This window comes from Bradyrhizobium sp. PRIMUS42, assembly GCF_023006515.1.
GTDB lineage: Bacteria > Pseudomonadota > Alphaproteobacteria > Rhizobiales > Xanthobacteraceae > Bradyrhizobium.
On record NZ_JALBGZ010000001.1, the window covers coordinates 85,860 to 111,569 of the forward strand.

Below are 25,710 nucleotides of genomic sequence, written 5' to 3' on the forward strand. Positions count from 1 at the left end.
TGGCAATACCTCGACCAAGCGCCCGGCGCGCTTGACGCCGGCGCACATCATGTAATTGCTACCGAAGAGGAGGACCTTGTCGCGAAGGTCATGGAAATCACCAACGGCGTCGGAGCGCGCGTCGTACTTGACCCGGTTGGCGGACCATCGTTTGAGCCACTCACGCTAAGCATGGCTCGTGGTGGTATCCTGCTCGAGTATGGCGCGCTTAGCACGCAACCAACCCCATTCCCTCTGTTCACCGTGCTGGGCAAGAGTCTTACGACCAAAGGATATCTCTACAACGAGATCGTATCCGATGATGCTATCCTCGACCGCGCGAAGACCTTCATTTCTCATGGGCTCGCATCGGGGCAACTGAAGCCGTTGATCGCGCGCGTTTTCCCGCTTGATCAGATTCAGGAGGCGACACGCTTCCTGGAGTCAAACGAGCAAGTTGGCAAAGTAATTGTCAACGTCTGAGGAACAAGGAGGTGCTCGTTGTCACGACAACGAGAACCTGTTCGACTTCTGCGACGTGTTGCCGCTCAGCTCCGGTCAAGCGAGAATAGAGCTAGTCGGCCCGATGCGGGCGGCTCCCATCACTTCCAGGCAGCGCACTTGCTTTCAGCCTGAGTCGTGAACGCCTGGTCCCCAGGGATCTTCTCGACAAGCTTTAGATAGTCCCACGGATACTTCGATTCGGCGGGCGACTTTACCTGCGCAAGATACATATCGTGCACCATCCGGCCATCTGGACGGATATAACCACCAGTTGCGAACACGTCGTTTATCTTCATTGACTTTAGCTGCGGCATTACTTTTTCACCGTCATCTGTCCCGGCGGCCTTTACTGCGGTCAGATAGGTCATGATCGCAGAATAATCCGCAGCATGGCCGCTGTTGGGCATCTTCCCAGTCTTTTCGAAGTACCGCTTCGCCCACTTCCTGGTCTCCTCATTCGTGTCCCAGTACCAGGCGTCAGTCAGGTACAAGCCTTCAGTCACTTTGAGCCCGAGCGAATGAACATCGCTCAGGTACATCAAGAGCGCAGCCATCTTCATAGTCTTGGTCACACCAAATTCATTCGCGCCCTTGATCGTATTGATCAGGTCGCCTCCCGCGTTGGCCAGACCTAGTATCTGAGCTTTGGATCCCTGCGCTTGGAGCAAGTTCGATGAGAAGTCTGAGGAATTGGTCGGATGCCTAGAGGAACCAACCACGGTGCCACCATTCGCCTTCACCACGTTCGTGGTGTCTGCCTCAAGTGAAAGGCCAAACGCGTAGTCTGCGGTGATAAAGAACCACGACTTCCCTCCTTGACGCACCACCGCACCACCTGTTCCCTTGGCAAGTGCTACCGTGTCGTACGAGTAGTGAATCGTATAGGGTTTACAATCTTCGTTAGTCAGGCGTGCAGTGGCTGCGCCAACATTGATGTATACCTTCTTCCTCTCCGTGGCGACAAAAGCCATCGCGAGCCCTGCGGCCGAATTGGATCCTCCCAAGAGCATATCGACCCCCTGGGCATCGAACCATTCCTTCACCTTGTTGGCCGCGATGTCGGCCTTGTTCTGGTGATCCGCATACACGAGTTCGATTTTCTTGCCGTTGACGGTCCCGCCAAAATCCGCGATCGCCATTTTGACGGCCTCGACTCCCCCCATCCCGTCGATGTCAGCATAGGGTCCGCTGATGTCGGTGATGAAGCCGATCTTGACCACATCATCGGACATTTGAGCGCGTGCGGGAGCTCCTATCCCGAACGAAATCAAAGATGCCCCAGCAATGGCAAGCGCGGTTGTTGCATGCTTCATCTTCTGTTCCTCCCCGGTCGGATTAAATGGGGGTCTTCAGACCACCCCTGATTCCAGAACTAGAATCGGCAGGGCAAACCGACAAACAGATTTATCTCGCTGATTATGCTGTTTGGCTTCACAAAAGCACCCGGAAGCATGACAAAGAAGCCCGGCACGAAACGTGCCGGGCTTTAAGTTGAGCACCCTTGGAGGGGATGCCCAGGGAGAACTGCTATCTTCCGGGTCCGCACGACCCGCGCAGAGTTGCGCGTCGTTTCTTAAGCCACCTGAGGCGAGGCATGATGGGTCGCTATTTTCCAAACGCCCTTTTGCCGAACGAGGACATGCGTCATCCGATACGGCAATTCCACATCCTTACCGTCGATCTCCCTGATAAAGACAACATTGACCGAAGCGACAATTACATCCTCATTTAGCCGCAAGACGTGGGGGCGCGCGTAGAGCGAACGCTTGTAGGAGGGCGGCAGATTTGTGAAGTAGCGTCGCACGCCCTCCGGATCAGTATGCAGATCGTTCGTTGAACCCCAGAACGCGGTCTGTGGTGAGTAGAGAGAAATCAACCGGTCGAGATCCCGCTTCTCGAACGCGTCTGCCCATGCGGACTGCACGGCGGTCGCTGTGGCGTATTCATCTTCCATAGGTTCTTGTCCTTGCCCTTTCGCGGGGATCATGTTGAAAGACGGATACCGCCTACGACGAGGCGATGCGCGCACCGACTTGGGTCCGCGGTGTCCTCTGCTCAGCCAGGATGATATCCGCAGCCTTCTCCGCAATCATGATCGTCGGCGCGTTGGTATTTCCCGATGGAATCCGAGGCATAATAGACGCGTCCACCACTCGTAAGCCGGCTATCCCTCGTACTCGCAATTCCGGATCCACCACGGCGTCGTCATCCGTGCCCATTCTACAAGTACCCACTGGATGATACATCGACTGCGCATTCTCGCGCAGATAGCCGGTTAGTTCGTCGTCCGTCTGGAACTGCGAGCCAGGAAGCAATTCCCCGCGGAAATGCTCGCGGAACGGGGATTCGTTGAAGATACGCCGAATGACGCGAAGGCCTTCGATCAATGGCTGCAGGTCGCGCTCATCGGTCAGATAGTTTGCCACCATCTTTGGCGGGTCCTTTGGATCCTTCGATCGCAGCGAGACCGAACCGACCGAGTACGGCCGGAGAAGGGTGCACGAGGCCGTCACCGCGGGCGCGGGATCAGCCTTGTACATTCCCGACTTGCTGATCATGCTAAAGGGACGCATCTGGACCTGCAGATCAGCGACGTTGGTGTGATGTCCCGAGCGCATAAACAAGCCCACTTGGGCGGCGGCCGATGTCAACAGCCCACGGCGAGAAACGACGTATCTCAACACGTCGGGTATCATCCGCCAGTTGCTCGCTATCAGTTTGTTGATCGAGAATGACGGATCCACGCTGGCCAGTGCGTGAGCATAGATATGATCCTGAAGGTTCCTGCCCACGCCAGGTAAGGCCTGTTTGACATCAATACCCAAGGACATCAGATGCTGCGCCGGGCCGATACCCGATAACATCAGCAATTGGGGTGAGTTGATCGTTCCACCCGACAAAATAACTTGTCGCGCGCGCGCCTCCTGGCGATGCCCCCGTTCCAGGTACCCAATGCCGACGGCTCGCTTACCTTCGAGGATAACGTTCTGCGCGAGAGCACCCGTCACAACCGTAAGATTGCTTCGATGTCGTACCGGACGGAGAAACGCGGCGGCGGCCGAGTCTCTTAGTCCTTTGTGGATCGTGAACTGCAGATACCCAACGCCCTCCTGCGCTATGCCGTTGAAATCATCGTTCCGCGGAATTCCTATCCCAGCAGCGGCTTCGACGAACGCTGCGGACGCCCTGTGCGGCTCGAGCAACGGCGAGACGTGGAGCTCTCCTTCACCGCCATGCAGGTCACTGGCTCCCTGAAAATGGCATTCACTCCGTTTGAAATACGGGAGAACGTCATTCCAAGCCCAACCGGGATTTCCGAGGCCCTGCCAAGCATCATAGTCAGCGGCGTTTCCTCTCATATAAACGTGGCCGTTGATCGAACTGCTACCCCCCAGCGTTCTGCCTCGGGGCCAGATGATCTTCCGACCGTTCAATCCTGGTTCCTCATCTGAGGTGTAACCCCAGGTCAATGCAGGGTGCGAGACTACACGCGGCACCCCAGCAGGTATTTTGATCCACACGTTACGGTCCACACCACCGGCTTCCAGCAAGAGAACTCGATTATTCGGATCCCGCGTGAGACGATTGGCCAGAACGCATCCGGCGGACCCGGCACCGACAATGATGTAGTCGAAAATCTGAGTGCTCATGTGTTATTCGCTCTATGCTGCCCGTTGCTTTCGCCCTCGGACGAACAATTGCCACTTACCCGAAGCTAGTCAGTGCGCACCGCCCAAATAAGCCGCTCGCACGGCAGGATCGCTCTTTAGATCCTGCGCTGGCCCTTCGACCGCGACCCGACCGCTTTCAAGCACGTAGGCATAATCAGAGACCTCGAGGGCCGCCGCCGCGAACTGCTCTACGATCAGCATCGTAACGGAGTCTTGTTTCAGCCGCCGAATGATGCGGAAAACTTCCTCGACTAGAACGGGGGCGAGCCCCATCGACGGCTCATCAAGCAGGATGACGTCGGGTTTCAGCATCACTGCTCGTGCCATTGCGAGCATCTGCTGCTCTCCGCCTGAGAGTGTGCCGGCAAGCTGCGAACGTCGTTCCTTGAGGCGTGGGAACAAGTCCATGGCCAGAGTCAAGTCGCCTTCGACATCGCCTCGTGGCCTGCTGCCACTAAGGCGCGGGAATGCGCCAAGCAGCAGATTGTCCTTGACTGTCAAAGTCGGAAATACGCGTCGCCCCTCAGGCGAATGGGCGAGCCCCAATCGCGCAATTCGATGGGAGTCGAAACCCGTCACGTCGCGTCCATTGAGGTGTACGCTTCCGGCCTTCGGCTTGATCATGCCGGAGATAGCTCGCATGGTCGTCGACTTACCCGCACCGTTCGATCCGATGAGGCTCACAACCTTCCCCTTCGGGACCTCAAGCGAGATACCGTAGAGAACGTCAGTCTGACCGTAGCCGGCCTGTAGCTTTTCGACCCTCAGCATGCCGCTTCCACCCTTGAATGCGAAGGCGTCTCTGGTGCGAACGACCCGCCTGCACCGAGATATGCTTCGATCACCTTGGGATCGTTCTGTACTTCTGCGCCGGTCCCCTCTGCGATCTTCTGCCCGAAATCGAGCACTGTTACGCGGTCGCAGAGACTCATTACGACATCCATGTGATGTTCGATCAGAACCACCGTAATAGCGTGGTCACGAATTTTTCGAATGATTGAGACCAGGTCGGGCAACTCCGCCGGGGGCAATCCGGCTGCCGGTTCGTCAAGCAGCAGCAGGGTCGGGCCAAGTGCCAGCGCGCGACTGATCTCAAGTAGGCGCATCCGGCCGTAAGGAAGGTGACGCGCTTCCTCATTTGCAGACTTAGAAAGACCGACGAACTCCAGCAGGCTAGCTGCCCTGTCACGAGCCGCCCGTTCCTCGTTCTGATAGCGGCGCGTATTCAAGATCACATCGAGTGGCGACGATCGGAAGGTGTGATGCAAACCGACCAACACATTTTCAGTACTCGTCATATCGCCAAAGAGCTGAACGTTCTGAAATGTGCGTGCAATTCCGCTGAGCGCGATTTGAGAGGACGATTTGCCCTCCAGCGTCGAGCCAGCAAACATTGTGCTCCCTTCGGTAGGCTCGTAGATCCCGGTTAGCACGTTCATCATTGTGCTCTTTCCGGAGCCGTTTGGCCCGATGACCCCGTGCACAGTTCCAGCCTCCACGACTAGATCGACACGATTAAGCGCTTTAAGTCCGCCAAACTGCATGATGATATCGCTGGCGCGAAGGAGTGGTTCACCCGCCGTTGCAGTCACAGTCGGCTTCCCGAGAGCTTCGGTGCGAACAGATCGCTCGGAAACGACCTCGTGGTCATGGATCCAATCAGGGCGGAATGTCCGGATTGCCTCTCTGACAAATCCGATGAGACCGTCTGGCAAGTAGAACACCACCCCCAGGATCATCAAGCCGAAGATCGTCAGGCGATGCTCCGAGATGTCTGTCAGCGTGAAGGCGAACGCGAGGAACGCCGCAATCGCCCCCAAGGGGATCAGCAACTGACGTGGCGCGAGCCGTGATGTCGACACTCCGATAATCGCATATCCGACCGCCACCGCAGCGATAACCACGCTGAGCGTTCGGAAGAGAAACATGTCGGAAAGCAAATTCGGCAACACGATCACGACGGCAGCGCCGATGACAGCTCCAGCCCTTGATTTTCGTCCTCCCAGCGTAAGGGCGAGGAGAAACAGAACCGCAAGTTCAAAATTGAACGTGCTTGGAGCGATGTACTCCTCTGAAAATGCGAACAAGCCGCCGGCGAGGCCAGCGAGGGCCGCGCTGATGGCGAACGCCAGCACCTTGTAGCGATAGACCGAGACACCCATGCAGTCAGCCGCGATGGGGCTGCCGCGAAGTGCGATGAACGCCCGGCCAAAGTGGGAGCTCAGCAATCTTGACACAGCTATGGTAGCCAAGAAGACGAGCGCGAAGGTGAAATAGTAAAAGTCTACGGCCGTGACCTGGTGCCCCAAGATGCGGGGCTTGATCACCTGAAGTCCCTGCGGTCCGTTAGTCAGGAAATCCATCTCGTTGATGAGGATCCCGATGATGGTTCCAAAAGCTAGCGTGACCATGGCAAGATATGGTCCCGTGACGCGCAAGGCGGGCACCGCCAGGAGCACGCCCACTGCCGCCGTAATGGCCATAGCAGCCGGCAGTGCGATCCAGAACGGTAGGCCTACCTTCACGGCAAGCAGGCCGGCGGCATAGGCGCCAATTCCAAAGAGGCCCGCATGCCCCAACGATATCTCACCCGTGTACCCGACGACGATATCGAGGCCGAAGAGCAGGATGACGTAGATGCCGATAACAACCAGCAAGTGAATGTAGTACGGGTTTGGCACGAGGATAGGGAAGGCTGCCAGACCGACAAAGACCACCGCTAATAGTAATGCGTTGCTGGTCCTCATGATCAGAACTTCCTGATGGCGGTCTTGCCGAACAGGCCAGCCGGCTTTACCGCTAGTACTGCAAGCAGAAGGACCAAGCCCGGAACGTCTTTGTAACCGGTCGAGAAATAGTAGCCGGTGACGGTCTCGGAAACTCCAAGAACCAAACCGCCGACGATCGCACCGAGGCCGGATGTCAGTCCCCCGATAATCGCGACAGCGAACGCCTTGAGCCCAAGAGCTCCCCCCATTCCCGCACCGGCGAGCGTCAACGGTGCCACCAGCACTCCGGCGAAGGAGGCCGCCGCACAGGACAGCGCGAACGAGAATGACACCACCTGGCTTGTGTTGATGCCCATCAGGCCCGCGGCATCGCTGTCAGCTGCTGTAGCCACGACTGCTTTCCCGTAGATCGACGTCCTGTTGAAGAGCTCGATAACAAGCATCAACGCAAGTGCGCCGACCACAACGATGATTTCCATCGGCAACAGGTTCGCGCCGAAGATCTTCAGCGGCGCTTCCGACACTGGAGACGGGAACCTCATGTCCTCCTTGCCCCAGATATTCTCAGCAACGTTCTTTATGATGATGCCGACCGCGATCGTTGCCATGATCCAGCCCTCCGACTTGACCTTGAGTGCGGGACGGACGCTGATCCGCTCGACGCACACTCCGTAAAGTGCGCCGAACACCAGGACCGCGGGCAACATCAGCCAGTATCCGGTGAACGGGACGACAGAGAGGCCGACAAGCGCACCAACGGCGAGGGCCTCTCCTTGACCGAAATTCAACGTTCCGGATGTCGCAAACGTCAGCTGATACCCGAAGGCGATGACCGCATAGATCATTCCCAGCGCGCAGCCGCTGAACAATACCTGCAAGGCAACGTCCATGTCGTGCCCTCCTCCCTGGTCCTAAGACGCAACAACGAATGACCAAATGGTCACGTCCGCGGTTCATCGGGACGACGGGCCATAAGGCCCGCCGTCGTCGCAGCCACAACTCTCAGTTTGCTATCGGCTGCTGATCTTTACGACTTCGCCGTTCTTGATGGTCGACATCACAGCTTTCGACGGATCAGTGAACAGCTCGTGCACGTCCTTGGAGAAGGGCTTGTTGTAGGTCATCAATGTCCCCTCCACCTTGTCGTTGAGTGTTTCGAGGGCTTCGCGAACCTTCGCGCCGTCTGTCGAGCCGGCCTGCTTGATTGCGGCGACCAACAGGTAAACCGTATCGTAAGCAGGTGCCGCCCAACCAACCGCAGCGATCCGCTCCACCTTGTAGGTCTTCTTGAAGTTTTCGATAAATGCCTTGGCCTTCGGATTCGCGTCGGCTACAAAGGTCTGCGGAAAAACCGCTCCCTCAGCGTTGGCTCCCGCCGTCTCAATGAAGTTCGGCATTGACAGCGTATGACTGCCAATCATCGGCACCCTCCAACCAAGCTTGGTCATGCCGTTCGCAATCTGCGCGAGCTCAGGACCAACTCCATAAGTGAGGATTGCCTCCGCTTCAGCGCTCTTCGCGCGAAGCAGCTGCGGCGTCATATCCACGTCCTTGATATTGAACTTCTCCACCGCGACTGGCTTGACGCCCCGCTTCTCGAGCGCGGCTACCATATCTTCACGTCCCAGCTGCCCATAGTTGCTGGAGTCCGCGAGAATGGCGACTTTCTTGTAGCCGCGCCGTCCAACGGCTTCTTCGGCAATCATTTCGGCTTGAATGTTGTCCGGGAGCGAAACGCGGAAGATGTAGTTGGCCGGGTGCTCGGGTGGCTGAAACAGCTTCGTGACGGTGGTGCCAGTTGGACCTGGCGTGATCATTGGGATCTTGGCTTCCTGATAGAACCGGGCGCTGGCCAGCATGACGCCGGTATTGATCACGCCAAGCGAGGCAACGACGTTCTCCTTGTAGATGAGCTCTTGGGCAACCTGAGCCCCGCGTTCATTCTTGGCTTCATCGTCGCGTTCGATAAGTTGCAGAGGTCGCCCTAGCACGCCGCCTGACTTGTTGACTTCGTCGACAGCCAAGCGGACGGCGTCGCGCATGGAAATTCCCATGGGGCTCGATCCGCCAGTAAATGGCCCTGACAACCCAATCTTGATCGGATCCGCGGCCTGCGCGTTGAACGCGAATGCGGCAGCGAACGCCGTGATTCCGATACAAGACAACAACCGTGACATGATTTCCTCCTCATGATCGCTCTTGAACGAGCAATATCTGTTCTAGTGAATATGGAAGCCGCCGTTGACGTCGAGCACCACGCCAGTGACGTAGCTCGAGAGATCGCTGCAAAGGAACAGCAATGCGTTGGCAATGTCCTGCGGCGTGCCAAGCCGACCAAGCGGAGTGCTTTCGGCGACGCGCCGCTTGCCTTCGTCGTCGATCTTACCGGTCAGAAGTTCGGTATCGATCAATCCCGGAGCAACAGCGTTGACTCGGATGCCGTCCGGTGCGAGCTCGCGCGCCATGGCCTTCGCGAGCGTCTGAACGCCTCCCTTCGCCGCGGCATAGTGGGGGCCGCCAAGAACCCCGCCGCCGCGCTGAGCGGCGATCGAACCGATGCACGCTATGTTTCCGCTCTTGCGTGAACGAAAATGCGGTACCACGGCGCGGGACATGTTGTACGCGCCGCGAAGACTAACATCCATGACGATGTCGTAGTCATCGGCGGTGCTGTCCATTAATCGCTTTGCCTGGCTGACACCCGCATTGTTGACGAGGATATCGACCGTTCCAAACGACGCGATAATCTCGGCCACCACCTCGTTGCATCGCTTTGCATCACGAACATCGCACGCATAGCCGATGTGAATTGGTCCAATTTCTCTGGCGGCCGCGTGTCCGCCTTTCTCGTCCAAGTCGAGCAAAGCCACAGTCGCCCCTTCGTCCGCGAAGCGCTTCGCCGTTGCCCAGCCTATGCCCTTCAGGGAGGCGCAACCCGTCACGATCGCCACCTTGTTTTTCAGCAGCATGAGAACTCCTTCAATCCGTTTGATCTCTTAGATCAGGGCACCAAGACCACCGAGCCCAGGGTTCGCCCGGCTACCAAATCTGCATGCGCACGCGCCGCTTCGCGAAGCGGATAGGAGTTGCCGACCTTGATTCGCAACTTGCCTTGCTTGATGAGATCGAACAGGGCCGCTGCACCGGCTCGAAAGTCCTCGCTTTCGGCGGTGTACTGGGTGACCGTCGGTCGGGTGATAAACAGCGATCCCTTGGTGCGCAACGTCATGAGGGAGACATTGTCCGGATCTCCGGAGGGCCAGCCATAGGAAGCGATCAGGCCGAAGCGCTTAGCGCAATCAAGCGAACGCTCGAAGGTGGCAACGCCGATGCTTTCGTAGACGACGGATACGCCCTTGCCTCCAGTCACGTCCTTGACCTTGGCGACGAAGTCCTCGTCCGGCATCAGGACGGGATGGGGACAGCCGAACTCACGCAGCGCCTCCGCCTTCTCGCGGGTATCTACCGTACCGATGACCGTCACACCCAAATGAGCCAACCATTGCGTGAGGATCAGGCCGACGCCGCCGGCCGCGGCGTGAACGAGGGCGGTATCGCCCTTTCCAAGAGGTTTCAGACGGTTGGCCAGGTACCAAGCGGTCAGGCCACGAAACAGCGCGCCCGCAGCGAGCTCGGGCGACAACGTCTGGTCCGGCAAGGCGACGACCCGATCGGCAGGTACGACGCGCTCTTCGCCATAGCTTCCGGCGACAAAGTACATGTAGGCGACCCGATCGCCCTTCTTGATGTGCTTCACGTCAGCACCAACCTCGACGGCCTCCCCGACGCCAGCGAATCCGAGTCCGGTAGGCAATGTAGCCGGCAGAAGTCCTCCACGAATCTGAGTGTCGATGTAATCGACCCCGATCGCCTCATGTCGAACGCGGATGTCATTTGCCCCCGGATGTTGGACCGGCTCGGAGATCCATTTCATCACCTCGGGTTCACCGGTCTTCTCGACGACAAAGCGTCCGTACGTAGCGCTCATGTTCATGACTCCAAGTTTGAAAAACGCGCGTTATTGGGCAGTCCAGCCGCCATCAACCAATAGGCAAGTCCCCGTCACCATTGCTGCGGCCGGAGAGGCTAGGTAAATGGCTGCGGCCGCGATGTCCTCGGCTCTCGCCATCTGTCCCATCGGAATCTTCGAGACCAGAAACTGATACTTCTCGGGCGTATCAACGATCTTACGGATCAGCGGAGTGTCGACGAAGGTCGGACCGATGCTGTTGACGCGAATACCCACCGGGGCCAACTCGACAGCCATCGCTTTGGTCAAGCCTTCTACCGCATGCTTGTTCATGCAGTAGACGGTGCGGTTCGGTGATCCAACATGTCCCATTTGGGATGAGACATTGATCACGACCCCGCTCTTCTCTTTCCTGGCCGGATCTTCAAGCATCTTCCTGACGGCGGCTTGCGCAACGACGAAGCAAGCACGCACATTGAGGTTGCTCATGAAGTCGAGATGCTCGTCAGATACCTCTAGGAACGGCTCCGGTACGTTGGTGCCAGCGTTGTTCACGACGATGTCGAGTTGAGGCAATTCGGCAATGACTGACCGAATTGCCGAAGAGTTTGTCACATCGCACTCGCGAACTTCGACTCGTCCCCCAGCGGCACGAATTCGTGCAGCTACGGCCTCTAGGTCACCCTGCGAGCGAGACACAAGGATTACGTCGGCTCCGGCCTCCGAAAGGGCCGCGGCGATCGCGGCACCGATTCCGGCTCCGGCGCCGGTCACCAATGCCGTGCGACCAGTAAGACGAAATGCCGGTAGTACTTGAGCGAAAGGGCTGGCTGTTGTCATTTTCGCCATCCAAGTGTGGTCTTGCATACGAAGACGTGCATGGTAGCGCCTACCGGATCACAAAAGGATCCGGAACTTCCTCCGCGGTACTGATCCAAACGCTCTTAGTCTGAAGGTACTCGCGAATGGCATCCATGCCGTTTTCCCGGCCGAGGCCTGAGCGCTTATAGCCGCCAAAGGGCGACATGTAGCTCACGGCGCGGTACATGTTCACCCAGACGATGCCCACGTCGAGACGCTTCGGCAGCTCGATCGCGCGCCGCAGATCGCGTGTCCATAGTCCTGCCGCAAGCCCGTACAGACTGTCGTTGGCAATTGAGATTGCTTCGTCATCGTCCTTGAAACGAATGCAGCTGAGCACTGGCCCGAACACTTCCTCTTGTGCAATACGCATATCGTTGCGCACTTCGCTGAAGATCGTCGGCTCGACGAATTGACCCGCGCCGCACTCCGGGCGCGTAGCCACCTTTCCGCCGAGAAGGCAGCGCGCTCCCTCGGCCTTTGCGATATCGATGTACTCAAGAATCTTCTTGAACTGCGGCGGAGTGGTCACCGGTCCGACCTGGGTCGTCGCCTCTTTCGGGTCACCCATTCGGGCCTTCTTGGCAAACTCGACCAAGCGACCAACGAATTCATCATAGATGCTATCTTGTACCAGCAGTCGCGAACCAGCCACACATGTTTGGCCGGTGGCAGCAAAGATGCCAGAGATCGCACCCTTGACAGCATTATCGAGGTTCGCGTCTGCGAACACAATATTGGCCGATTTACCGCCCAGTTCCAGGGTCGCGTGCTTGAAGCCGCGAGCGGCCGTCTCATAGATGCGTTGACCGCCGGATTCACTTCCAGTGAAACCAATCTTCGCGACCCTTGGATGCTCCACCAACGGGGCTCCAACTTCGTTTCCGAAGCCAGTCACGACGTTAATTACACCGTCAGGAATTCCGGCTTCCTTGGCGAGCCGCGCGAATTCGAGCGTCGAAGCCGACGTAAATTCGGATGGTTTGACAACAAAGGTATTGCCCGCTGCAAGGCCCGGCGCCAGCTTATTCACGGCGAGAAGAAGCGGAGAGTTCCACGCGGTGATCGCGACGCACACGCCCAGTGGCTCGTGGCGGGTGTAATTGAATGTATCTGGCTTGTCGATTGGCAGTACCGCGCCTTCGATCTTGTCCGCAAGGCCACCAAAGTAACGAAAGTATTGCGGCAGGTAGCCGACTTGCGCCCGCATTTCAGCGATCAGTTTGCCGTTGTCGCGGACCTCAATCCGCGCGAGCTGCTCTGCGTCGCGGGCGATTAAGTCCGCAAGGCGGCACAAGAGGAGCCCCCTGCTGCTCGCGGTCATACGCGACCACTCGCCCTTCAGAGCTTTCGCCGCCGCATCCACGGCTCGATCGGCATCGACCTGCTTCGCCCTTGGCAGGGTCGCCCATACCTGGCCGGTGTAGGGATCTGTCGTCTCAAACGTACTTCCGTCTGCGGCGTCGACCCATTCACCACCGATCAACATTTGGTACTTCTGAATACCCTCGGCACTCATCTGCTAACTCCTCAAATGACGCCGGACGCGCGAGCCGCGCGGAACTCGTCGGCACTCAGGCCGATAAGGTTCATAAAGACGTCCTCATTGTCGGCCCCAAGTGGACGCCCGGTATGCCTGAATTCCGGTGGCGTTTCCGAAAGCCGCGGAATTGGTGCTGGAACCACCAGCTCGCCAATGCGCGGATCCTCGACGCGCAGAAGATTGCCTCGCGCCTTGTATTGGGGGTCCTCAAAGATCTCTCGTATGGAGTAGATCTGAGCGCATGGCACACCGCCCTCTCGCGTCAGCGTGATCACGTCAGCGAGGGAATGCTTGGCCATCCACTGAGCCACCAACGAGTTGATGTGATCACGATTCTGCACCCTGATAGCGCTCGTCGGAAACTCTTTTGCTAGCTCGGGCCGCCCCATCACCTCGGCCAGCCGGGCAAACATTTTGTCGTTCGTGCATGCGAGCGCCACCCACTCGCCGGTTTGCGTGCAGTAATGGCTGTGCGGAACAACGTTGACGGTATCTGCCCCCATTCGCTCGCGCACCGTGCCGTACTTTGCGTACGCAGGAGCGATCTCATCCAGCAATCTAAAGACGGACTCGTAAAGGCCGAGATCGATGAATTGGCCACGCCCCGATTTGTCCCGCGCGCGCAGGGCTGCCAATACACCTATCGCTCCCCACATCCCCGAGACGTAGTCCGCCATCGACGTCGAGCCCGGTACAACCGGCGGGCCATCGGCCTCTCCCGAAAGCCACGAAAGACCGGCGAACGCGTGGGCGATGCGGGCAAAACCAGGCTCGTCACGCTTCGGACCGGTCTGTCCGTAGGCACTGATCCGCAGCATGATCAGTCCTGGATTTATCTGCCGCAGCGCCTCGAAACCCACCCCCCATTTTTCGAGCGTCCCCGGTCGGAAATTCTCAAGGATGACGTCGGTCTTCGCGACAAGCTTCTTGAACAGTGCGGCGCCCTCAGCCTGGCGCAAATCGAGCGTCACGGTCTTCTTGTTTCGCGCTTCACTCAACCAGACTAGGCTATCTCCGCACTCGCTGATCGTACCGAACTGCCTGAGCGAGTCACCGCCCTTTGGCTGCTCGACCTTGATAACCTCCGCGCCGAAGTCCGCGAGAACCGTGCCGCAGAACGGCGCCGCGACAAATGTCGCGATGTCGAGGACACGCAGGCCCGCCAAGGCTCCGACGCGTTGCTTCGTGGTGTCAGACGTGGGCAATGTTGAGGAGTTCAATTTCGCACCCATCGGGCTTAAAGAGCGATGGCCAATCCGTAGGTGCGCGGGCCTGCACAGACAAACGCATTTATAAGGCAGATTATGCAATCTGGCTGCAGAATGAGCGGCGAGTTGAATTGCTGTTGGCATCATGACGCGACTTGAACAGCTGCGCATCGCATCTGACAGCATGCCGCTTCCGTTCGCCTGGGCCGACCGATGCCTTCATTAGCCATCAGCGATGAAGGCTCGGACAAAATGCCCCGAACCCTAATTCGCCAACGCCGCTGGTTGATCGATAAACCTGCATAATCGGCTAGATAACTCTGATTGTTGCACTGATGCAGCGAGATTAGCTTCTTCGACTGAAGGTGAGCTTGGCTCCCGGACTCAACCACGCTTTGGGGAAAGTGATGAATTATCAATTTTTGCGGGGATTGCGGGTTGTGGAGAGCTCCGCGTTCGTTGCCGCGCCTCTCGCAGGAATGACGTTGTCGCAGTTCGGCGCAGACGTGATCCGTATCGATCTGCCTGGTGGAGGGATCGACTACGCGCGGCAGCCCACAATGCCGGGTGGCAGAAGCCTGTACTGGACCGGCCTCAATAAGGGGAAGCGCTCGTTTGCTGTGGACATTCGTCGACCAGAAGGTAGAGAGCTGGTCCAATCGCTTGTAACGGCCCCCGGTGCTGATGGCGGGGTGCTGCTTACGAACGTCGGTGGATCATGGCTGTCACATGCCGCACTTTCAGCCCGCCGGCGCGACATCATCACCTGCACGATCGAGGGCAATCCGGATGGATCGACTGCGCTCGACTACACGGTCAACTGCGCTGTCGGCTTTCCCGCCATGACAGGTGGCGGGTCGCTCTCGGCGCCTGTAAATCATGTGCTGCCTGCTTGGGATATCGCGTGCGCCTACCAAGCGGCTTTCGCGATCGCCGCTGCTTCGGCCACCCGTCGCGCGACACAAAACGGGGCTGAATTGCGCATCGCCCTAGCCGATGTTGCATTTTCGATGCTGTCGCATCTTGGCCTCTCGGCCGAAGCCGAACTTCTGGACCAAGAACGACCGTCAATCGGTAACTATCTCTTCGGTGCGTTTGGACGTGATTTTCCGACTAGTGACCAACGTCGAGTTTACGTGGCCGCGATTTCGCTGACGCAGTGGAAAAACCTTGTCAACGCTTGCGGCATGCAGCATGCGATGGAGATACTCGAGAAGGAACTCGGACTTAACTTCGCCAGAGAAGGCGATCGCTATGAAGCGCGCGAGGAGATCGCAGCATTTATCCAATCTTGGACTTCCTTTCGAACCCTGGCTGAGGTTGCCGATAAATTCGACAGCAATGGCGTCTGTTGGGGGATTTATCAAACTGTTCGGCAGGCGCTCCGGGACGACTCCCGTATCAGCGCAGCAAATCCAATATTCGAACGCATCCGAACACCAGGAGTTGGAGAACATCTTTCTGCCGGCACACCGGTCCGCGTTCGTGACACAGCTCGCGGGCCGATCGATCCGGCTCCACTGCTCGGCCAGCACACGGACGAAGTCTTGATGGATGTCCTGGGGCTCGATTCAACCGCGGTCGGAAAGCTACACGATGCCGGGCTAGTCGCCGGCCCAGAGCGAGATCCATTCCATGGATCCTAGATCACCTCTTCGGGCGGAGTAGCGAAAATGCCAATGGATCGGTACGGAAACTTCTTCGAGGACTTTCACCTTGGTCAGGTCTTCCGTCACGCAACCCCGCGAACTGTTATTGACGCGGACGCTTCGCTTTACGTTGCGCTCACCGGGAGTCGGTATGCGTCCAACTCTGCCGTTACAGTCGCACGCACTCTCGGTTACCCCGGCCGACCGATCGATGACATTCTCGTTTTCAACCTGGCTTTCGGCAAGACAGTGCCCGAGATATCGCTAAATGCGGTGGCAAATCTTGGTTACGCCGAGCTTCGGTTCATCGAGCCCGTGTTTTCCGGAGACACGCTGCGATGCGAAAGTGTGGTCATCGGACTGAAGGAAAACTCGAGCCGCAAAACAGGGGTGGTGTACGTCCGTTCGACCTGCTTCCAGCAGGACGACCGACCAGTCCTGAGCTGGGTGCGCTGGGTAATGGTGCACAAGCGAAACGCGGAATCTGCAGTAAATGAGTCCCACGAGCCTGAGCTGGCAATTGTCGTGCCTCAGGACCAGTTTTGCCCATATGCGCGAGTTGGATCAAAGGATGCGCTGGACGACCTTTGCGAGGCAACGGGATCACCGAATCTTTGGGAGCATTTCACGCCGGGGATGCGAATAGATCATCCTCTAGGAATGACGGTTGAGGAAGCTGACCACATGTCGGCGACGCGCCTCTACCAAAACAACGCCAGGCCGCACTTCGACGCCGTCAGTATGAAGCAATCCCACGTCGGGAGGCGGCTGGTCTATGGAGGGCACGTCATCTCGGTTTGCCGCGCTCTCGCATATGACGGCCTCGAGAACGTTTTGAGTGTTCTCGCGATCAACGGAGGCCGCCACGTATCTCCAACGGTAGCCGGAGACACACTCTACGCGTACTCGGAAATAATTGACAAATGGAAGCTGCAGGGTCGATCGGACGTGGGAGCTACGAGAGTTCGGTTGATCGGATTGAAAAACGTTGCGCCAGACGGAGTTGTTTCGGCACAGCCAGGTGGTGAGCGAAATGGATATCATCCCGCCGTGGTACTTGATCTCAACTACACCGTTCTGATGCCGCGTAGGCAGTCAGGCAGCGGTTCGGTCGCGCACCGTTGAGGACCAGCAGAACTATCATTCGGGCATCGCGCGGTAATCTAGTGACGCAAGGCTCACTCTCACCGCGGCAGCTCCGTTTCTGGCAACTTTCGAGAGGATTACCAGCATGAGTGCTACGATCATTCAACCGGCTGCTCCGCGCCTCCAGCGATCTCAATTGGCTGTCCCAGCGTCAAACGTCACTTTCATCGAGAAGGCTTCGAAAGCTCGCGCCGACGTGATCTTCCTTGACCTCGAAGACGCCGTTGCTCCCAGTGAGAAGGTGGCCGCTCGACGCAACGCCATCGTGGCGTTGAACGATCTGGACTGGGGTCAGAAGACAGTACAAGTCCGCGTGAATGGGCTCGATACGGAGTACATGTATCGCGATGTCGTTGAGGTTGTCGAAGCCTGCCCTCGGCTTGATATGCTGCTTCTGCCCAAGATCGGCGTCACCGCTGATGTTTATGCAGTTGACATGTTGGTGACGCAAATCGAGTTGGCAAAGAAGCGGTCAAAGCGGATCGGATTCGAAATTCTCATCGAGACTTCACTTGGTATGTCCAATGTCGAAGCAATCGCCGCAAGCTCCAAGCGCATTGAAGCCATGAGCTTTGGCGTGGGTGACTACGCGGCCAGTACCCGTGCGCGCACCACCATCATCGGAGGATCGAGCCCAGATTACGGGATGTTAGTAGGTCAAGGCGACCCAGCGGATCGCCAGTTCCATCCCGGCGATCTTTGGCACTATGCGCAATCGCGAATGCTGGTCGCGTGCCGAGCCTATGGTCTTCGACCAATCGATGGTCCGTTTGGTGACTACTCGGATCCTCTCTCGTACGAAAATGCTGCGCGCCGCGCCGCCGCTCTCGGGTACGAAGGCAAGTGGGCCATTCATCCTTCGCAAATTGAGCTGGCAAACTCGGTCTTCTCGCCCCGACCGGAGGAGATCTTCGCGGCTAAGCGGATATTGAACACAATGAGCGAGGCGGAACGCGCAGGCCGCGGAGCGGTCAGTCTTGACGGTCGACTGATCGATATCGCGAGCATCAAGATGGCGGAGAATCTTATCGGAAAAGCTACACAGCTCGGGCTCGCATACTAACAGGCATGGCGGCAAGCGCGTCCAAAATTGGGAAGTTCGCTCATCATAGGTCTAGTCAACCACCAACTGCGGTTGCTTCGTCAGAGCTCCGAACATTTCAAGCTCATTCTTGATTTGAGTCACCATCTCGACCGGCGAGTTGCCGATTGGCTCGGCCCCGAGCTCGAGCAGACGCGACTTCACATTTGGGGAGTTGACGCTCTAAACGGTCTCGCGGTTCAATTTCGTCACAATCGCCTTCAACGTATTTGCAGGCGCTAGAAGCCAGAACCATGTTTCAACGTCAAAGCCAGGGATCGCACCTTCAGCATGTGCGGGATGTGGGGCGTGGCCAAAGAACGTTGCGCAGTCGTGACCGCCAGCGCGCGTGTTGTACCCTCCTTTAGCTGGGAAAGGCCGGACGTAACCGTGTACAACATGATGTCCATCTGTCCACCAATCAAGTCGGCCAAGGCGGGAGCGCTGCCACGATCCGGAACTGAATGATATTCGTGCCAGTCTTCAATTTGAACATTTCGCCAATGAGATGGTGCGCGGTTCCAGCACCGGCCGAGCCATAGTTTAGTTGACCCGGCTTTGCCTTAGAAATGCGAACCATTGCCTCCTTCGACCAGCCCAGCTTGCTCGCCATCTTACTCGTGGTGAGACCAAACAGCTTTTGGTACAGTCGCTCAGGTGCGAGTGCATCCTCTCCGACGATCAGGTCTGACAGCCCCGAAGTCCAAGGCTTTAAGGGATAGTCGATGGCAGTATAGCTCGTTGCCGAGCCGAAGCCGTCCAGTCCTTCGTCCGTCTAGACCCGAACGAGGAGTTCATTAGCCGAATAATGAAATGGCTGGTCCAATGAGGCCGTTCTTGTTTAGGAGCGCGCAGCGCAAAAATTCACTTTGGTGATTTTCATCGAGCTGATCCCAGGTGGCGCTGAAGCTTAGGCCATTGCCCGAGGACCAATAAGCGGTATGTTCCGAATGATGCATTCGTCAGGACCGAACATAGGCGAGCTCGCGGCTAAAGATGCGCTACGATTTAGTCGACCTTAGAGTTTTTCTTGCCGTTTCTCGATGAAGGCAACCTGTCTCGCGGTGCACACTCGAACGAAATCGCGAGGGGGCGAGCCCCACGCCCGCTGGCATGGTTTTGGCTGACTATGCTCGCAAGTCGTTTGAGCTGCTCGAGCAGATGCACGCCGATATGCTTCCATTCTCGGCCGGCATGCCTGGCAGGATAACACTGGTCGCCAACACCAATGCCGTAAATTCGTTTATCGCGGATGATCTGGCAATTTTCTTCAAACACCATCCTTCCGTCCGAATTGCTCTTGAAGAGAAGTACAGTCACGACATTTTGGCAGCGGTGACGGATCGGCGTGCAGACGTTGGAATTGTCGCGCTTCAGGCCAATCACAAGGAGTTGGCCCTCTTTCCTTACTGTGACGATGAACTGGTAGTGCTTGCGCCGCGTAGCAGCTCCATCAAATAGGGGAAAGCCGGTACGGTTCGAAGAATGCGTTTGTGAACCATTCATCGGGCTGCAGCGTGGCGCGGCAATTAACGCCTACCTTCTAAGTCATGCCGCCGCACTTGGTGCGACACTCGACATCCACGTTCAGGTACCCGGCTATCGAGCCGTTGCACCGCTGGTTGCATCTGGAGCGGGCGTCGGAATTATGCCCCGATCCGGCGAGAAGGGTTACGAGAGGCGACTGGCGATTCTACCCCTAGCAGAGCCGTGGGCGCGTCGAAACTTGCGAATTTGTGTGCGACAGGACGCTCCCGCCAACCACCACCGCGACGAGCTCGTGAGGATCCTTGTCGAATGCGCAAGCGCAGCCGTGACAGGATGGAGAACGAATATTGACGAAGCAACTGCCTCGCGTTGATTGAGCTAAGTTGCCGCGAGCGCACTACGCCTGTTCGAGTTTCGGCCTCTTCAGTGACCTCACACGCTCCTGTGGCTCTGGTATGAGCTCTTGAAGCAGTTGCACAAGACGCTCTGATGCCGGCGAAAGCGATTGCCCTTTCAACGTAATCACAGCGACTTGTCGGATCAGAGGCGGATTCACAATCCGAAGCGCAAAAGCATTGCGACTAGCTCTAGTCGGCAAGGCGACCCGGGGGAGTATGGCCGCTCCAAGGCCTGCGTCCGCCATTGAGATTAGCGTTTGCGCCTGAGCAAATTCGTAGCGAGTCGTAAAGCTAAGATTTCGCTCTCTAAGGGTAGCCTCAAGCATGCGACGCAAGGCCGTCGCGGCGCTCAATACAAGCAGAGGCATGTTAGTAAGCGTCGCTAGAGAGATCGTGTCTTTCGCAGTGTTTAGGAAGCGCTTTGGCACTAGCGCGTACAGGGGATCTTCCAAGATCGGCTCGAACTGGAACTCGGTCGTATCGACGATAGGTCCGATTCCAAAGTCGACCTCTCGCCTGCGAATACTCTCAAAGAGCGCCGCCGATGTCAGTTCTCTGACCGAGATCTCGATGCCGGGATAGTCCTTTTCGAAGGCGGCCAGCACTCTTGCGAGTCTGGTTTCTGCGATAGTTGGGGAGCATGAGAGCGAAACCTTACCACGTCGGATGTCGGCGGATTCTCGGATCAGACGTAACCCGGATTCCACCTCCAGCAACGCGCGCTTGGCACACTCTAATAACTGAAGGCCCTCTGCCGTCAGGTGCACGCGCCGCGTGGTGCGATGAAACAGTGGGATTCCAAGCTGCTCCTCGAGATGGCGGATCTGGGCGCTGACCGCCGATTGCGAACGGAATACCTTTTCCGCTGCGGCACGAAAACTGCTGTGTTCTGCGACCAGTAGAAAGGTCTGCAGAAGCTTCAAATTGAGATTTGCGGTCGTCGAGGGGCTGATCTGCATAATCTCCTCTGATGCTCTCAAAATTAGCATAATCGCCCCCGCGGCGAAAACCTAGGGGGCAGCGAGGGTTCTGTCGGCCCAAGTCAGCGAAGTCGCCATGCCGTGCCTCAGAAAAAAAATGGTCGGCGCCCAAGTGCTAGCCAAGTCCGTCAGTGTACGGCACATCGACCAGTCTCTCGAGGAGGAACGCGGGAGTCCTAGTTTGCGGCATAGGCCCGGGAGAGCGGCGGGTAGTCTTCTCCGTGTCCCTGCAACGGCGGGAGCACGGGCCGCAGGCCGCCTCCCGCCGGTACCACTAGCCGTGCTTGATGATCATCGTCTTCAGAGTGGAAAACTCGTACAGCGCTTCGAAGCCTTTCTCGCGTCCATGACCGGACTTCTTCATGCCGCCGAAGGGCAATTCGATACCGCCACCGGCACCATAGGCATTAATGTAGACTTGTCCGGCCTTGACCTGCCGCGCGACCCGTAGGGCACGGGAGCCATTCCTCGACCAAACCCCTGCCATCAGACCAAAATCGGTGCCATTGGCAAGACGAACGGCGTCCGCCTCATCCTCGAATGGAAGGATTGAGAGAACTGGGCCGAAGACCTCCTGCGTGGCAAGCTCGTTTGTGCGCGGCACCGGCCCGTAGATGCGCGGAGCAACGAAGTAGCCGCCCGCCGGGACATTATCCGCGATCGCGCCTTCCGCCAGGATCGGCACGCCATTTCCTGTAGCGCGCTCAAAGAAACCTTCAACTCTCTTCTTTTGGTTCGCACTGATCACCGGCCCGAGATCGAGATCCATCTCAGGCGTGCCTGCGCGCAGTGTTTTGAACTTCTCCTGAATGCCTGCGACGACCTTATCATAGGCACTCTTCTCGATGAGGAGCCGCGAACCCGCTGAGCAGGTTTGGCCGGCATTTTGGACCACAGTGTTTACAATAACAGGTATTGCAACTTCCAGATCTGCGTCGGAGAACAGGACGTGTGGGGACTTGCCACCCAGCTCGAGCGTGCAGCCGATATGATTCTTGGCTGCGGCCGTCTGAATGAGCGTACCGACCTCAGGTGACCCGGTGAACGATATGAAATCGATTCCCGGATGATTGGCGAGCGCGGCACCAGCCTCCTCGCCAAGACCCGGGACGATATTGATGACGCCATCTGGAAATCCGACCGACGCGGCGAGCTCGGCGAAACGCAGGGGCGTCAAACACGCCTCTTCGGCAGGCTTGATGACCGTCGTGTTGCCGACGGCAAGTGCTGGCGCAATCGTGCGCCCAAACATTTGGGCGGGATAATTCCATGGAATGATGTGCGCCGTCACTCCGAATGGAACCCTCTCAGTGGGTACGAAATAGCCGTTGAGAAAGGGGATTGTCTCGCCATGCAGCTTGTCGGCTGCCCCACCATAGAATTCGAAGTAGCGGGCAGCTGCAACGATGTCCGCCCTCGCCTGCTTCAGTGGCTTGCCAGTATCGCGCGCCTCGAGCGCAGTGAGTTCATCCGTGCGCAGCTCAATGGCTACCGCAAGTTTCGACAGCAGACGCCCTCGTTCGGTCGCCGTCATTCGAGGCCACGGGCCCTCCTCCGAAGCTCGCCTAGCAGTCGCAACTGCTTCGTCGATGTCGGCCTTTCCACCTGCGGCGATTTTGGCAAAGGGAGCACCGTCCGCCGGCGATACGACGTCAAGCGTGCGACCGGACTGCGCGGCCTTCCAGTGATTCCCGATAAAGACGCCTCCGGTTGCGAAAGCGGACGACAATTGTACGTTCATGACTTCTCTCCTATGCCTGCGCTGAAGCCTAAATGCGGTAGGACAGACTCGATCTGGATGCAGTCGGATTGTTCGCCTACGGCCCGAACGGGGTCGAGAGGTAGGGAGCAGTAACCGCCGCCTCGATCACGTCCGCCAGAATACGCTCAAGATCCGTCTGCCTTGCCATTTCCGAATACTTCAGATGGTCCGACCGCCATCGACTTCGAGAACGACGCCGGTCAAGAACTCTGCCTCATCTGAAGCGAGAAAGAGGGCTGCCGCCGCAACGTCCGCCGGCTTTGCAAATCGACCGAGCGGAATAGACGCAAGAAACTTGGCCCGCACTTCCGGTGAATCCGATCCTAGGAATGATGGAAGGAGTGGCGTATCCCCGGCGACCGGAGCAAGGCCGTTGACCCGGATCTTGTCCGGAGCCAATTCCACCGCCATGGATTTCGTCAGCAGGTTCGCTGCCCCCTTTGATCCATTGTACCAGGTGAGACCCGGTCGAGGCCGCAGCCCAGCCGTCGAGCCCACATTAATCATCACTCCGCCACCCTGAGCCCGCATGATCGGGACCGCGGCATGGGCCATGTGAAACAGCGACTTCACGTTCACAGCGAACACGCGGTCAAACTCAGCCTCAGCGACGTCCAACATAGGCTTGTTCTTGTGCGTAGTGCCGGCATTGTTGATGACAATGTCGAGACGGCCGAAGTGCGTTCTCGTCTCCTCTACGGCATTTCGTACATCGGCGGCGGACGATACGTCGCAGCGTACGGGCAAGCTCGCATTTCCGATCTCTGCGCTAACGTTGCGGGCACCATCCGAATTGAGGTCAACGACGGCAACCAGCGCCCCCTCGCTGGCAAACATACGGGCTATTTCGGCTCCGAAACCAGATGCTGCTCCGGTGATAAGCGCGACTTTGTCCTGTAATCGCATATAAGTCTCCCTTGCGTTCGTGTTTAAGCGGCTTTTGGTGCGCCGATCTGCTCGCTCAGAGCGCCCCGCTCAATTAAGAGCGTGCGGTCGGCCAAAGGAGCCAGCAGAGAAGAATTGGATTCTGTGGCTAGAACGGCCAGCCGCCGGACGCCTAGCCCGCGGGCTGCCTCGCCATTTCCTTGAACTCGAGGGATCATGCTATCGATGTCATTCAGGCGGTTCTCAATGTCCTGGACTAACAAATGCGTGGCCTGCGCTGGCAGTTGATGCTCTCTCGACGTAAAGGCCGAGAACAGCTGGATCTTCCGACGCACCGCCGATGCCAAGTGGGACGCTGATGCGAGCTGACATCGGTGTTAATCCGAGGGAACACCGTTTCAGAATTCGCGCCCCCTTTAAAGGACGTGACTACCTAGAGGGGATATTGCCACAGCCTATGGCTGGTTCTTATCAATGATCCTCGCACGCCATTTTCGACGCCGGACCAGCTCCTGCAATAATGTGGCCGACAGTTGCTCCACCTCGAGGCTGGCCCGGGTCACCACGCGGCTCGGATTCCTGACCAGAGATACGACCCGGATCATTTCCGGGTCCTTGATCGGAACGAGCACCAATTCGCTTCGTTCGACCTCGTCGAGAACTGCAGCATGCGCCAAGATCGTGTAGGCGCTTGCCCTCGCTACCAACGCCTTGATCTGAGTGAGAGCATCGATTTCGAGCGTCACGTTGAGGGTGACATTCTTGGCCCGGGCGTGTCGTTCAATCATCTCGCGCAAGCCGTGCCTCCGGCTAGGCAACACTAGAGGCAGCTCAGCCGCTTCGGCGAGCGAAACAGGTTCATCGCTGGGTTTCGACCAATTGTCCGGAGCAGAAACCAGATACAGCTGCTCCTCAAAGAGCGGGCGGGAAGAAAGATGTCGCAATTGCTGGACGTCATAGAGGAACCCTAAATCGATTGAGCTCTCCGTTATCCATGACTGGATGTCTCCCGACATCGCCTCGACGAGACGGAGCGTGATCTTGGGGTAATCGTTCGTTATTGTCTCTGCGAGTGGTACGCTTAGGATCATGCTGAGAGAGGACGGCAAGCCAATCGACACAGATCCTTGTGGCTCACCGCCGAAGTTCTTCACGTCCTGCTCTGCAAGCGCTAGCGCCTCCAGAATCGTCCGGGCGTGCCCAGCAAGGGCCTGCCCAGCGTCAGTCGGCGTAATCCCTCGCGGCGTACGGACGAGGAGCTGGGTGCCAAGCTCTTCTTCAAGCTTTGCAACGTGCTGAGAGAGCGACGGTTGGGCTAATTGGAGCTTGACTGCGGCTGCGGATAGCGAACCTTCTTCGACCGTGGTGAGGAAGCATCTAAGTTGCCGGATGTCCATACTGTTTGCCCGATCAAAGCATCAGCGGCAGCTGATAAAGTTCGCGCGCCAGCGCGCGATATCTCGCGACTTCATTGACGCATCAAGAACGATAACACGGCTCGATTAAAAAACTCCGGATTCTCTCTATTCACCGCGTGAGTACGACAACTGGGACGGATAGCATACCATTGCAACGCCTCATAGCCTCAATCATTTCGCCATAACGGTTGGACTACGCGCTCCCGTTAGAAACAGAATCGGAGAATCTAACTGCTGAATTGCGTCGCAGCCAATCGCCGGCCTGGTACCCGGATCGCCAAGCATAGTTCCCATATTGTCGATCGTCTGCTGCTGCTCCTTCGTGCGTTGCTCTAAGTGCCAGGCGCCTTCAGCCAACGACTCAGTTTCGTGTCATCTCGCTGATGGATGCCTGGGCGCGCCGAGAGCTACGTATATGTGTCCGTGCCTTGTTGATCG

22 protein-coding genes and 2 pseudogenes are annotated in these 25,710 nt (G+C 57.6%); 6 read left to right on the forward strand and 18 right to left on the reverse strand.

Going from position 1 to position 25,710, the window contains the following annotated elements:
* Positions 1-20 precede the first annotated feature (20 nt).
* Positions 21-462, forward strand: a pseudogene (locus MOV75_RS00400) (zinc-binding dehydrogenase); the annotation flags it as partial.
* A 119-nt stretch (positions 463-581) separates the two neighbouring features.
* On the opposite strand, the gene MOV75_RS00405 reads toward MOV75_RS00400, so the two are convergent.
* The 12 genes from MOV75_RS00405 to MOV75_RS00460 all read right to left on the reverse strand — a co-directional run bounded on the left by MOV75_RS00405 (position 582) and on the right by MOV75_RS00460 (position 14,423).
* Positions 582-1,796: an ABC transporter substrate-binding protein gene (locus tag MOV75_RS00405; RefSeq protein ID WP_247004428.1), complete on the reverse strand. Its 1,215-nt coding sequence runs from the start codon at positions 1,794-1,796 to the stop codon at positions 582-584.
* Positions 1,797-2,056: 260 nt separating this feature from the next.
* On the reverse strand, positions 2,057-2,437 hold the full coding sequence (locus tag MOV75_RS00410) for a nuclear transport factor 2 family protein (RefSeq protein ID WP_247004430.1): 381 nt from the start codon (positions 2,435-2,437) through the stop codon (positions 2,057-2,059).
* Positions 2,438-2,489: 52 nt separating this feature from the next.
* Positions 2,490-4,133: a GMC family oxidoreductase gene (locus MOV75_RS00415; protein ID WP_247004432.1), complete on the reverse strand. Its 1,644-nt coding sequence runs from the start codon at positions 4,131-4,133 to the stop codon at positions 2,490-2,492.
* Positions 4,134-4,202: 69 nt separating this feature from the next.
* Complete coding sequence (locus MOV75_RS00420) at positions 4,203-4,925, reverse strand: ABC transporter ATP-binding protein (protein ID WP_247004435.1); 723 nt, start codon at positions 4,923-4,925, stop codon at positions 4,203-4,205.
* Positions 4,919-6,901, reverse strand: coding sequence for an ATP-binding cassette domain-containing protein (locus MOV75_RS00425; RefSeq protein WP_247004437.1), 1,983 nt, complete (start codon positions 6,899-6,901; stop codon positions 4,919-4,921). The genes MOV75_RS00420 and MOV75_RS00425 overlap by 7 nt, the downstream gene beginning before the upstream one ends.
* A gap of 2 nt (positions 6,902-6,903) precedes the next feature.
* The gene (locus MOV75_RS00430) at positions 6,904-7,773 is read right to left on the reverse strand and encodes a branched-chain amino acid ABC transporter permease (RefSeq protein ID WP_247004439.1); all 870 of its coding nucleotides are present in this window, start codon (positions 7,771-7,773) and stop codon (positions 6,904-6,906) included.
* 120 nt (positions 7,774-7,893) lie between these two features.
* Positions 7,894-9,060 carry an ABC transporter substrate-binding protein gene (locus MOV75_RS00435; protein ID WP_247004441.1) on the reverse strand — a complete coding sequence of 389 codons (1,167 nt, stop codon included), beginning with the start codon at positions 9,058-9,060 and terminating at the stop codon, positions 7,894-7,896.
* Positions 9,061-9,102: 42 nt separating this feature from the next.
* Entirely contained in the window at positions 9,103-9,852 is a 750-nt protein-coding gene (locus MOV75_RS00440; protein WP_247004442.1) for an SDR family NAD(P)-dependent oxidoreductase, read from the reverse strand.
* 32 nt (positions 9,853-9,884) lie between these two features.
* The gene (locus tag MOV75_RS00445; protein ID WP_247004444.1) at positions 9,885-10,871 is read right to left on the reverse strand and encodes a quinone oxidoreductase; all 987 of its coding nucleotides are present in this window, start codon (positions 10,869-10,871) and stop codon (positions 9,885-9,887) included.
* Positions 10,872-10,901: 30 nt separating this feature from the next.
* Positions 10,902-11,693, reverse strand: a complete 792-nt coding sequence (locus MOV75_RS00450; RefSeq protein WP_247004446.1) for an SDR family NAD(P)-dependent oxidoreductase — start codon at positions 11,691-11,693, stop codon at positions 10,902-10,904.
* A 49-nt stretch (positions 11,694-11,742) separates the two neighbouring features.
* Positions 11,743-13,218 (reverse strand): aldehyde dehydrogenase, encoded by a 1,476-nt coding sequence (locus MOV75_RS00455; RefSeq protein ID WP_247004495.1) that lies wholly within the window; start codon positions 13,216-13,218, stop codon positions 11,743-11,745.
* A 26-nt stretch (positions 13,219-13,244) separates the two neighbouring features.
* Positions 13,245-14,423, reverse strand: a complete 1,179-nt coding sequence (locus tag MOV75_RS00460) for a CaiB/BaiF CoA-transferase family protein (RefSeq protein WP_247004448.1) — start codon at positions 14,421-14,423, stop codon at positions 13,245-13,247.
* 449 nt (positions 14,424-14,872) lie between these two features.
* Here MOV75_RS00460 and MOV75_RS00465 point away from each other — a divergent pair, with 449 nt between their 5' ends.
* From MOV75_RS00465 to MOV75_RS00475, 3 genes are all read left to right on the forward strand, one after another.
* Positions 14,873-16,111 (forward strand): CoA transferase, encoded by a 1,239-nt coding sequence (locus tag MOV75_RS00465; protein ID WP_247004450.1) that lies wholly within the window; start codon positions 14,873-14,875, stop codon positions 16,109-16,111.
* Between the two features lie 33 nt (positions 16,112-16,144).
* A complete protein-coding gene (locus MOV75_RS00470) occupies positions 16,145-17,239 on the forward strand; it encodes a MaoC family dehydratase (RefSeq protein ID WP_247004452.1) in 1,095 nt (364 codons plus the stop codon).
* A gap of 106 nt (positions 17,240-17,345) precedes the next feature.
* Positions 17,346-18,323, forward strand: a complete 978-nt coding sequence (locus tag MOV75_RS00475) for a CoA ester lyase (protein WP_247004454.1) — start codon at positions 17,346-17,348, stop codon at positions 18,321-18,323.
* A 257-nt stretch (positions 18,324-18,580) separates the two neighbouring features.
* Here MOV75_RS00475 and MOV75_RS42910 read toward each other — a convergent pair.
* Positions 18,581-18,954 (reverse strand): annotated as a pseudogene (locus tag MOV75_RS42910) (tripartite tricarboxylate transporter substrate-binding protein).
* A 500-nt stretch (positions 18,955-19,454) separates the two neighbouring features.
* On the opposite strand from MOV75_RS42910, the gene MOV75_RS00480 reads away from it, so the two are divergent.
* Complete coding sequence (locus MOV75_RS00480; protein ID WP_247004456.1) at positions 19,455-19,802, forward strand: LysR substrate-binding domain-containing protein; 348 nt, start codon at positions 19,455-19,457, stop codon at positions 19,800-19,802.
* A complete protein-coding gene (locus MOV75_RS42915) occupies positions 19,774-20,202 on the forward strand; it encodes a LysR substrate-binding domain-containing protein (RefSeq protein ID WP_369010433.1) in 429 nt (142 codons plus the stop codon). The genes MOV75_RS00480 and MOV75_RS42915 overlap by 29 nt, the downstream gene beginning before the upstream one ends.
* Before the next feature lie 24 nt (positions 20,203-20,226).
* Here the strand turns inward: MOV75_RS42915 and MOV75_RS00485 are convergent, their stop codons facing one another.
* The 5 genes from MOV75_RS00485 to MOV75_RS00505 all read right to left on the reverse strand — a co-directional run bounded on the left by MOV75_RS00485 (position 20,227) and on the right by MOV75_RS00505 (position 25,251).
* On the reverse strand, positions 20,227-21,186 hold the full coding sequence (locus MOV75_RS00485) for a LysR family transcriptional regulator (RefSeq protein WP_247004458.1): 960 nt from the start codon (positions 21,184-21,186) through the stop codon (positions 20,227-20,229).
* Between the two features lie 295 nt (positions 21,187-21,481).
* Positions 21,482-22,948, reverse strand: coding sequence for an aldehyde dehydrogenase family protein (locus tag MOV75_RS00490; protein WP_247004460.1), 1,467 nt, complete (start codon positions 22,946-22,948; stop codon positions 21,482-21,484).
* A gap of 180 nt (positions 22,949-23,128) precedes the next feature.
* The gene (locus MOV75_RS00495; protein WP_247004462.1) at positions 23,129-23,875 is read right to left on the reverse strand and encodes a glucose 1-dehydrogenase; all 747 of its coding nucleotides are present in this window, start codon (positions 23,873-23,875) and stop codon (positions 23,129-23,131) included.
* A gap of 23 nt (positions 23,876-23,898) precedes the next feature.
* Positions 23,899-24,201 (reverse strand): hypothetical protein, encoded by a 303-nt coding sequence (locus tag MOV75_RS00500; protein ID WP_247004464.1) that lies wholly within the window; start codon positions 24,199-24,201, stop codon positions 23,899-23,901.
* A 108-nt stretch (positions 24,202-24,309) separates the two neighbouring features.
* Positions 24,310-25,251 (reverse strand): LysR family transcriptional regulator, encoded by a 942-nt coding sequence (locus MOV75_RS00505; RefSeq protein ID WP_247004467.1) that lies wholly within the window; start codon positions 25,249-25,251, stop codon positions 24,310-24,312.
* Positions 25,252-25,710 lie beyond the last annotated feature (459 nt).

Bases quoted from the DNA above. Each gene is read 5' to 3' on its own strand.
- MOV75_RS00450 (WP_247004446.1), bottom strand. From the start codon at position 11,693: ATGACAACAGCCAGCCCTTTCGCTCAAGTACTACCGGCATTTCGTCTT.
- MOV75_RS00465 (WP_247004450.1), top strand. From the start codon at position 14,873: ATGAATTATCAATTTTTGCGGGGATTGCGGGTTGTGGAGAGCTCCGCG.
- MOV75_RS00495 (WP_247004462.1), bottom strand. From the start codon at position 23,875: ATGCGATTACAGGACAAAGTCGCGCTTATCACCGGAGCAGCATCTGGT.
- MOV75_RS00420 (WP_247004435.1), bottom strand. From the start codon at position 4,925: ATGCTGAGGGTCGAAAAGCTACAGGCCGGCTACGGTCAGACTGACGTT.
- MOV75_RS00475 (WP_247004454.1), top strand. From the start codon at position 17,346: ATGAGTGCTACGATCATTCAACCGGCTGCTCCGCGCCTCCAGCGATCT.
- MOV75_RS00425 (WP_247004437.1), bottom strand. From the start codon at position 6,901: ATGAGGACCAGCAACGCATTACTATTAGCGGTGGTCTTTGTCGGTCTG.
- MOV75_RS00445 (WP_247004444.1), bottom strand. From the start codon at position 10,871: ATGAGCGCTACGTACGGACGCTTTGTCGTCGAGAAGACCGGTGAACCC.
- MOV75_RS00490 (WP_247004460.1), bottom strand. From the start codon at position 22,948: ATGAACGTACAATTGTCGTCCGCTTTCGCAACCGGAGGCGTCTTTATC.
- MOV75_RS00505 (WP_247004467.1), bottom strand. From the start codon at position 25,251: ATGGACATCCGGCAACTTAGATGCTTCCTCACCACGGTCGAAGAAGGT.
- MOV75_RS00410 (WP_247004430.1), bottom strand. From the start codon at position 2,437: ATGGAAGATGAATACGCCACAGCGACCGCCGTGCAGTCCGCATGGGCA.
- MOV75_RS00430 (WP_247004439.1), bottom strand. From the start codon at position 7,773: ATGGACGTTGCCTTGCAGGTATTGTTCAGCGGCTGCGCGCTGGGAATG.
- MOV75_RS00480 (WP_247004456.1), top strand. From the start codon at position 19,455: ATGGTTTTGGCTGACTATGCTCGCAAGTCGTTTGAGCTGCTCGAGCAG.
- MOV75_RS00405 (WP_247004428.1), bottom strand. From the start codon at position 1,796: ATGAAGCATGCAACAACCGCGCTTGCCATTGCTGGGGCATCTTTGATT.
- MOV75_RS00415 (WP_247004432.1), bottom strand. From the start codon at position 4,133: ATGAGCACTCAGATTTTCGACTACATCATTGTCGGTGCCGGGTCCGCC.
- MOV75_RS00440 (WP_247004442.1), bottom strand. From the start codon at position 9,852: ATGCTGCTGAAAAACAAGGTGGCGATCGTGACGGGTTGCGCCTCCCTG.
- MOV75_RS00435 (WP_247004441.1), bottom strand. From the start codon at position 9,060: ATGTCACGGTTGTTGTCTTGTATCGGAATCACGGCGTTCGCTGCCGCA.
- MOV75_RS00485 (WP_247004458.1), bottom strand. From the start codon at position 21,186: ATGCAGATCAGCCCCTCGACGACCGCAAATCTCAATTTGAAGCTTCTG.
- MOV75_RS00470 (WP_247004452.1), top strand. From the start codon at position 16,145: ATGGATCGGTACGGAAACTTCTTCGAGGACTTTCACCTTGGTCAGGTC.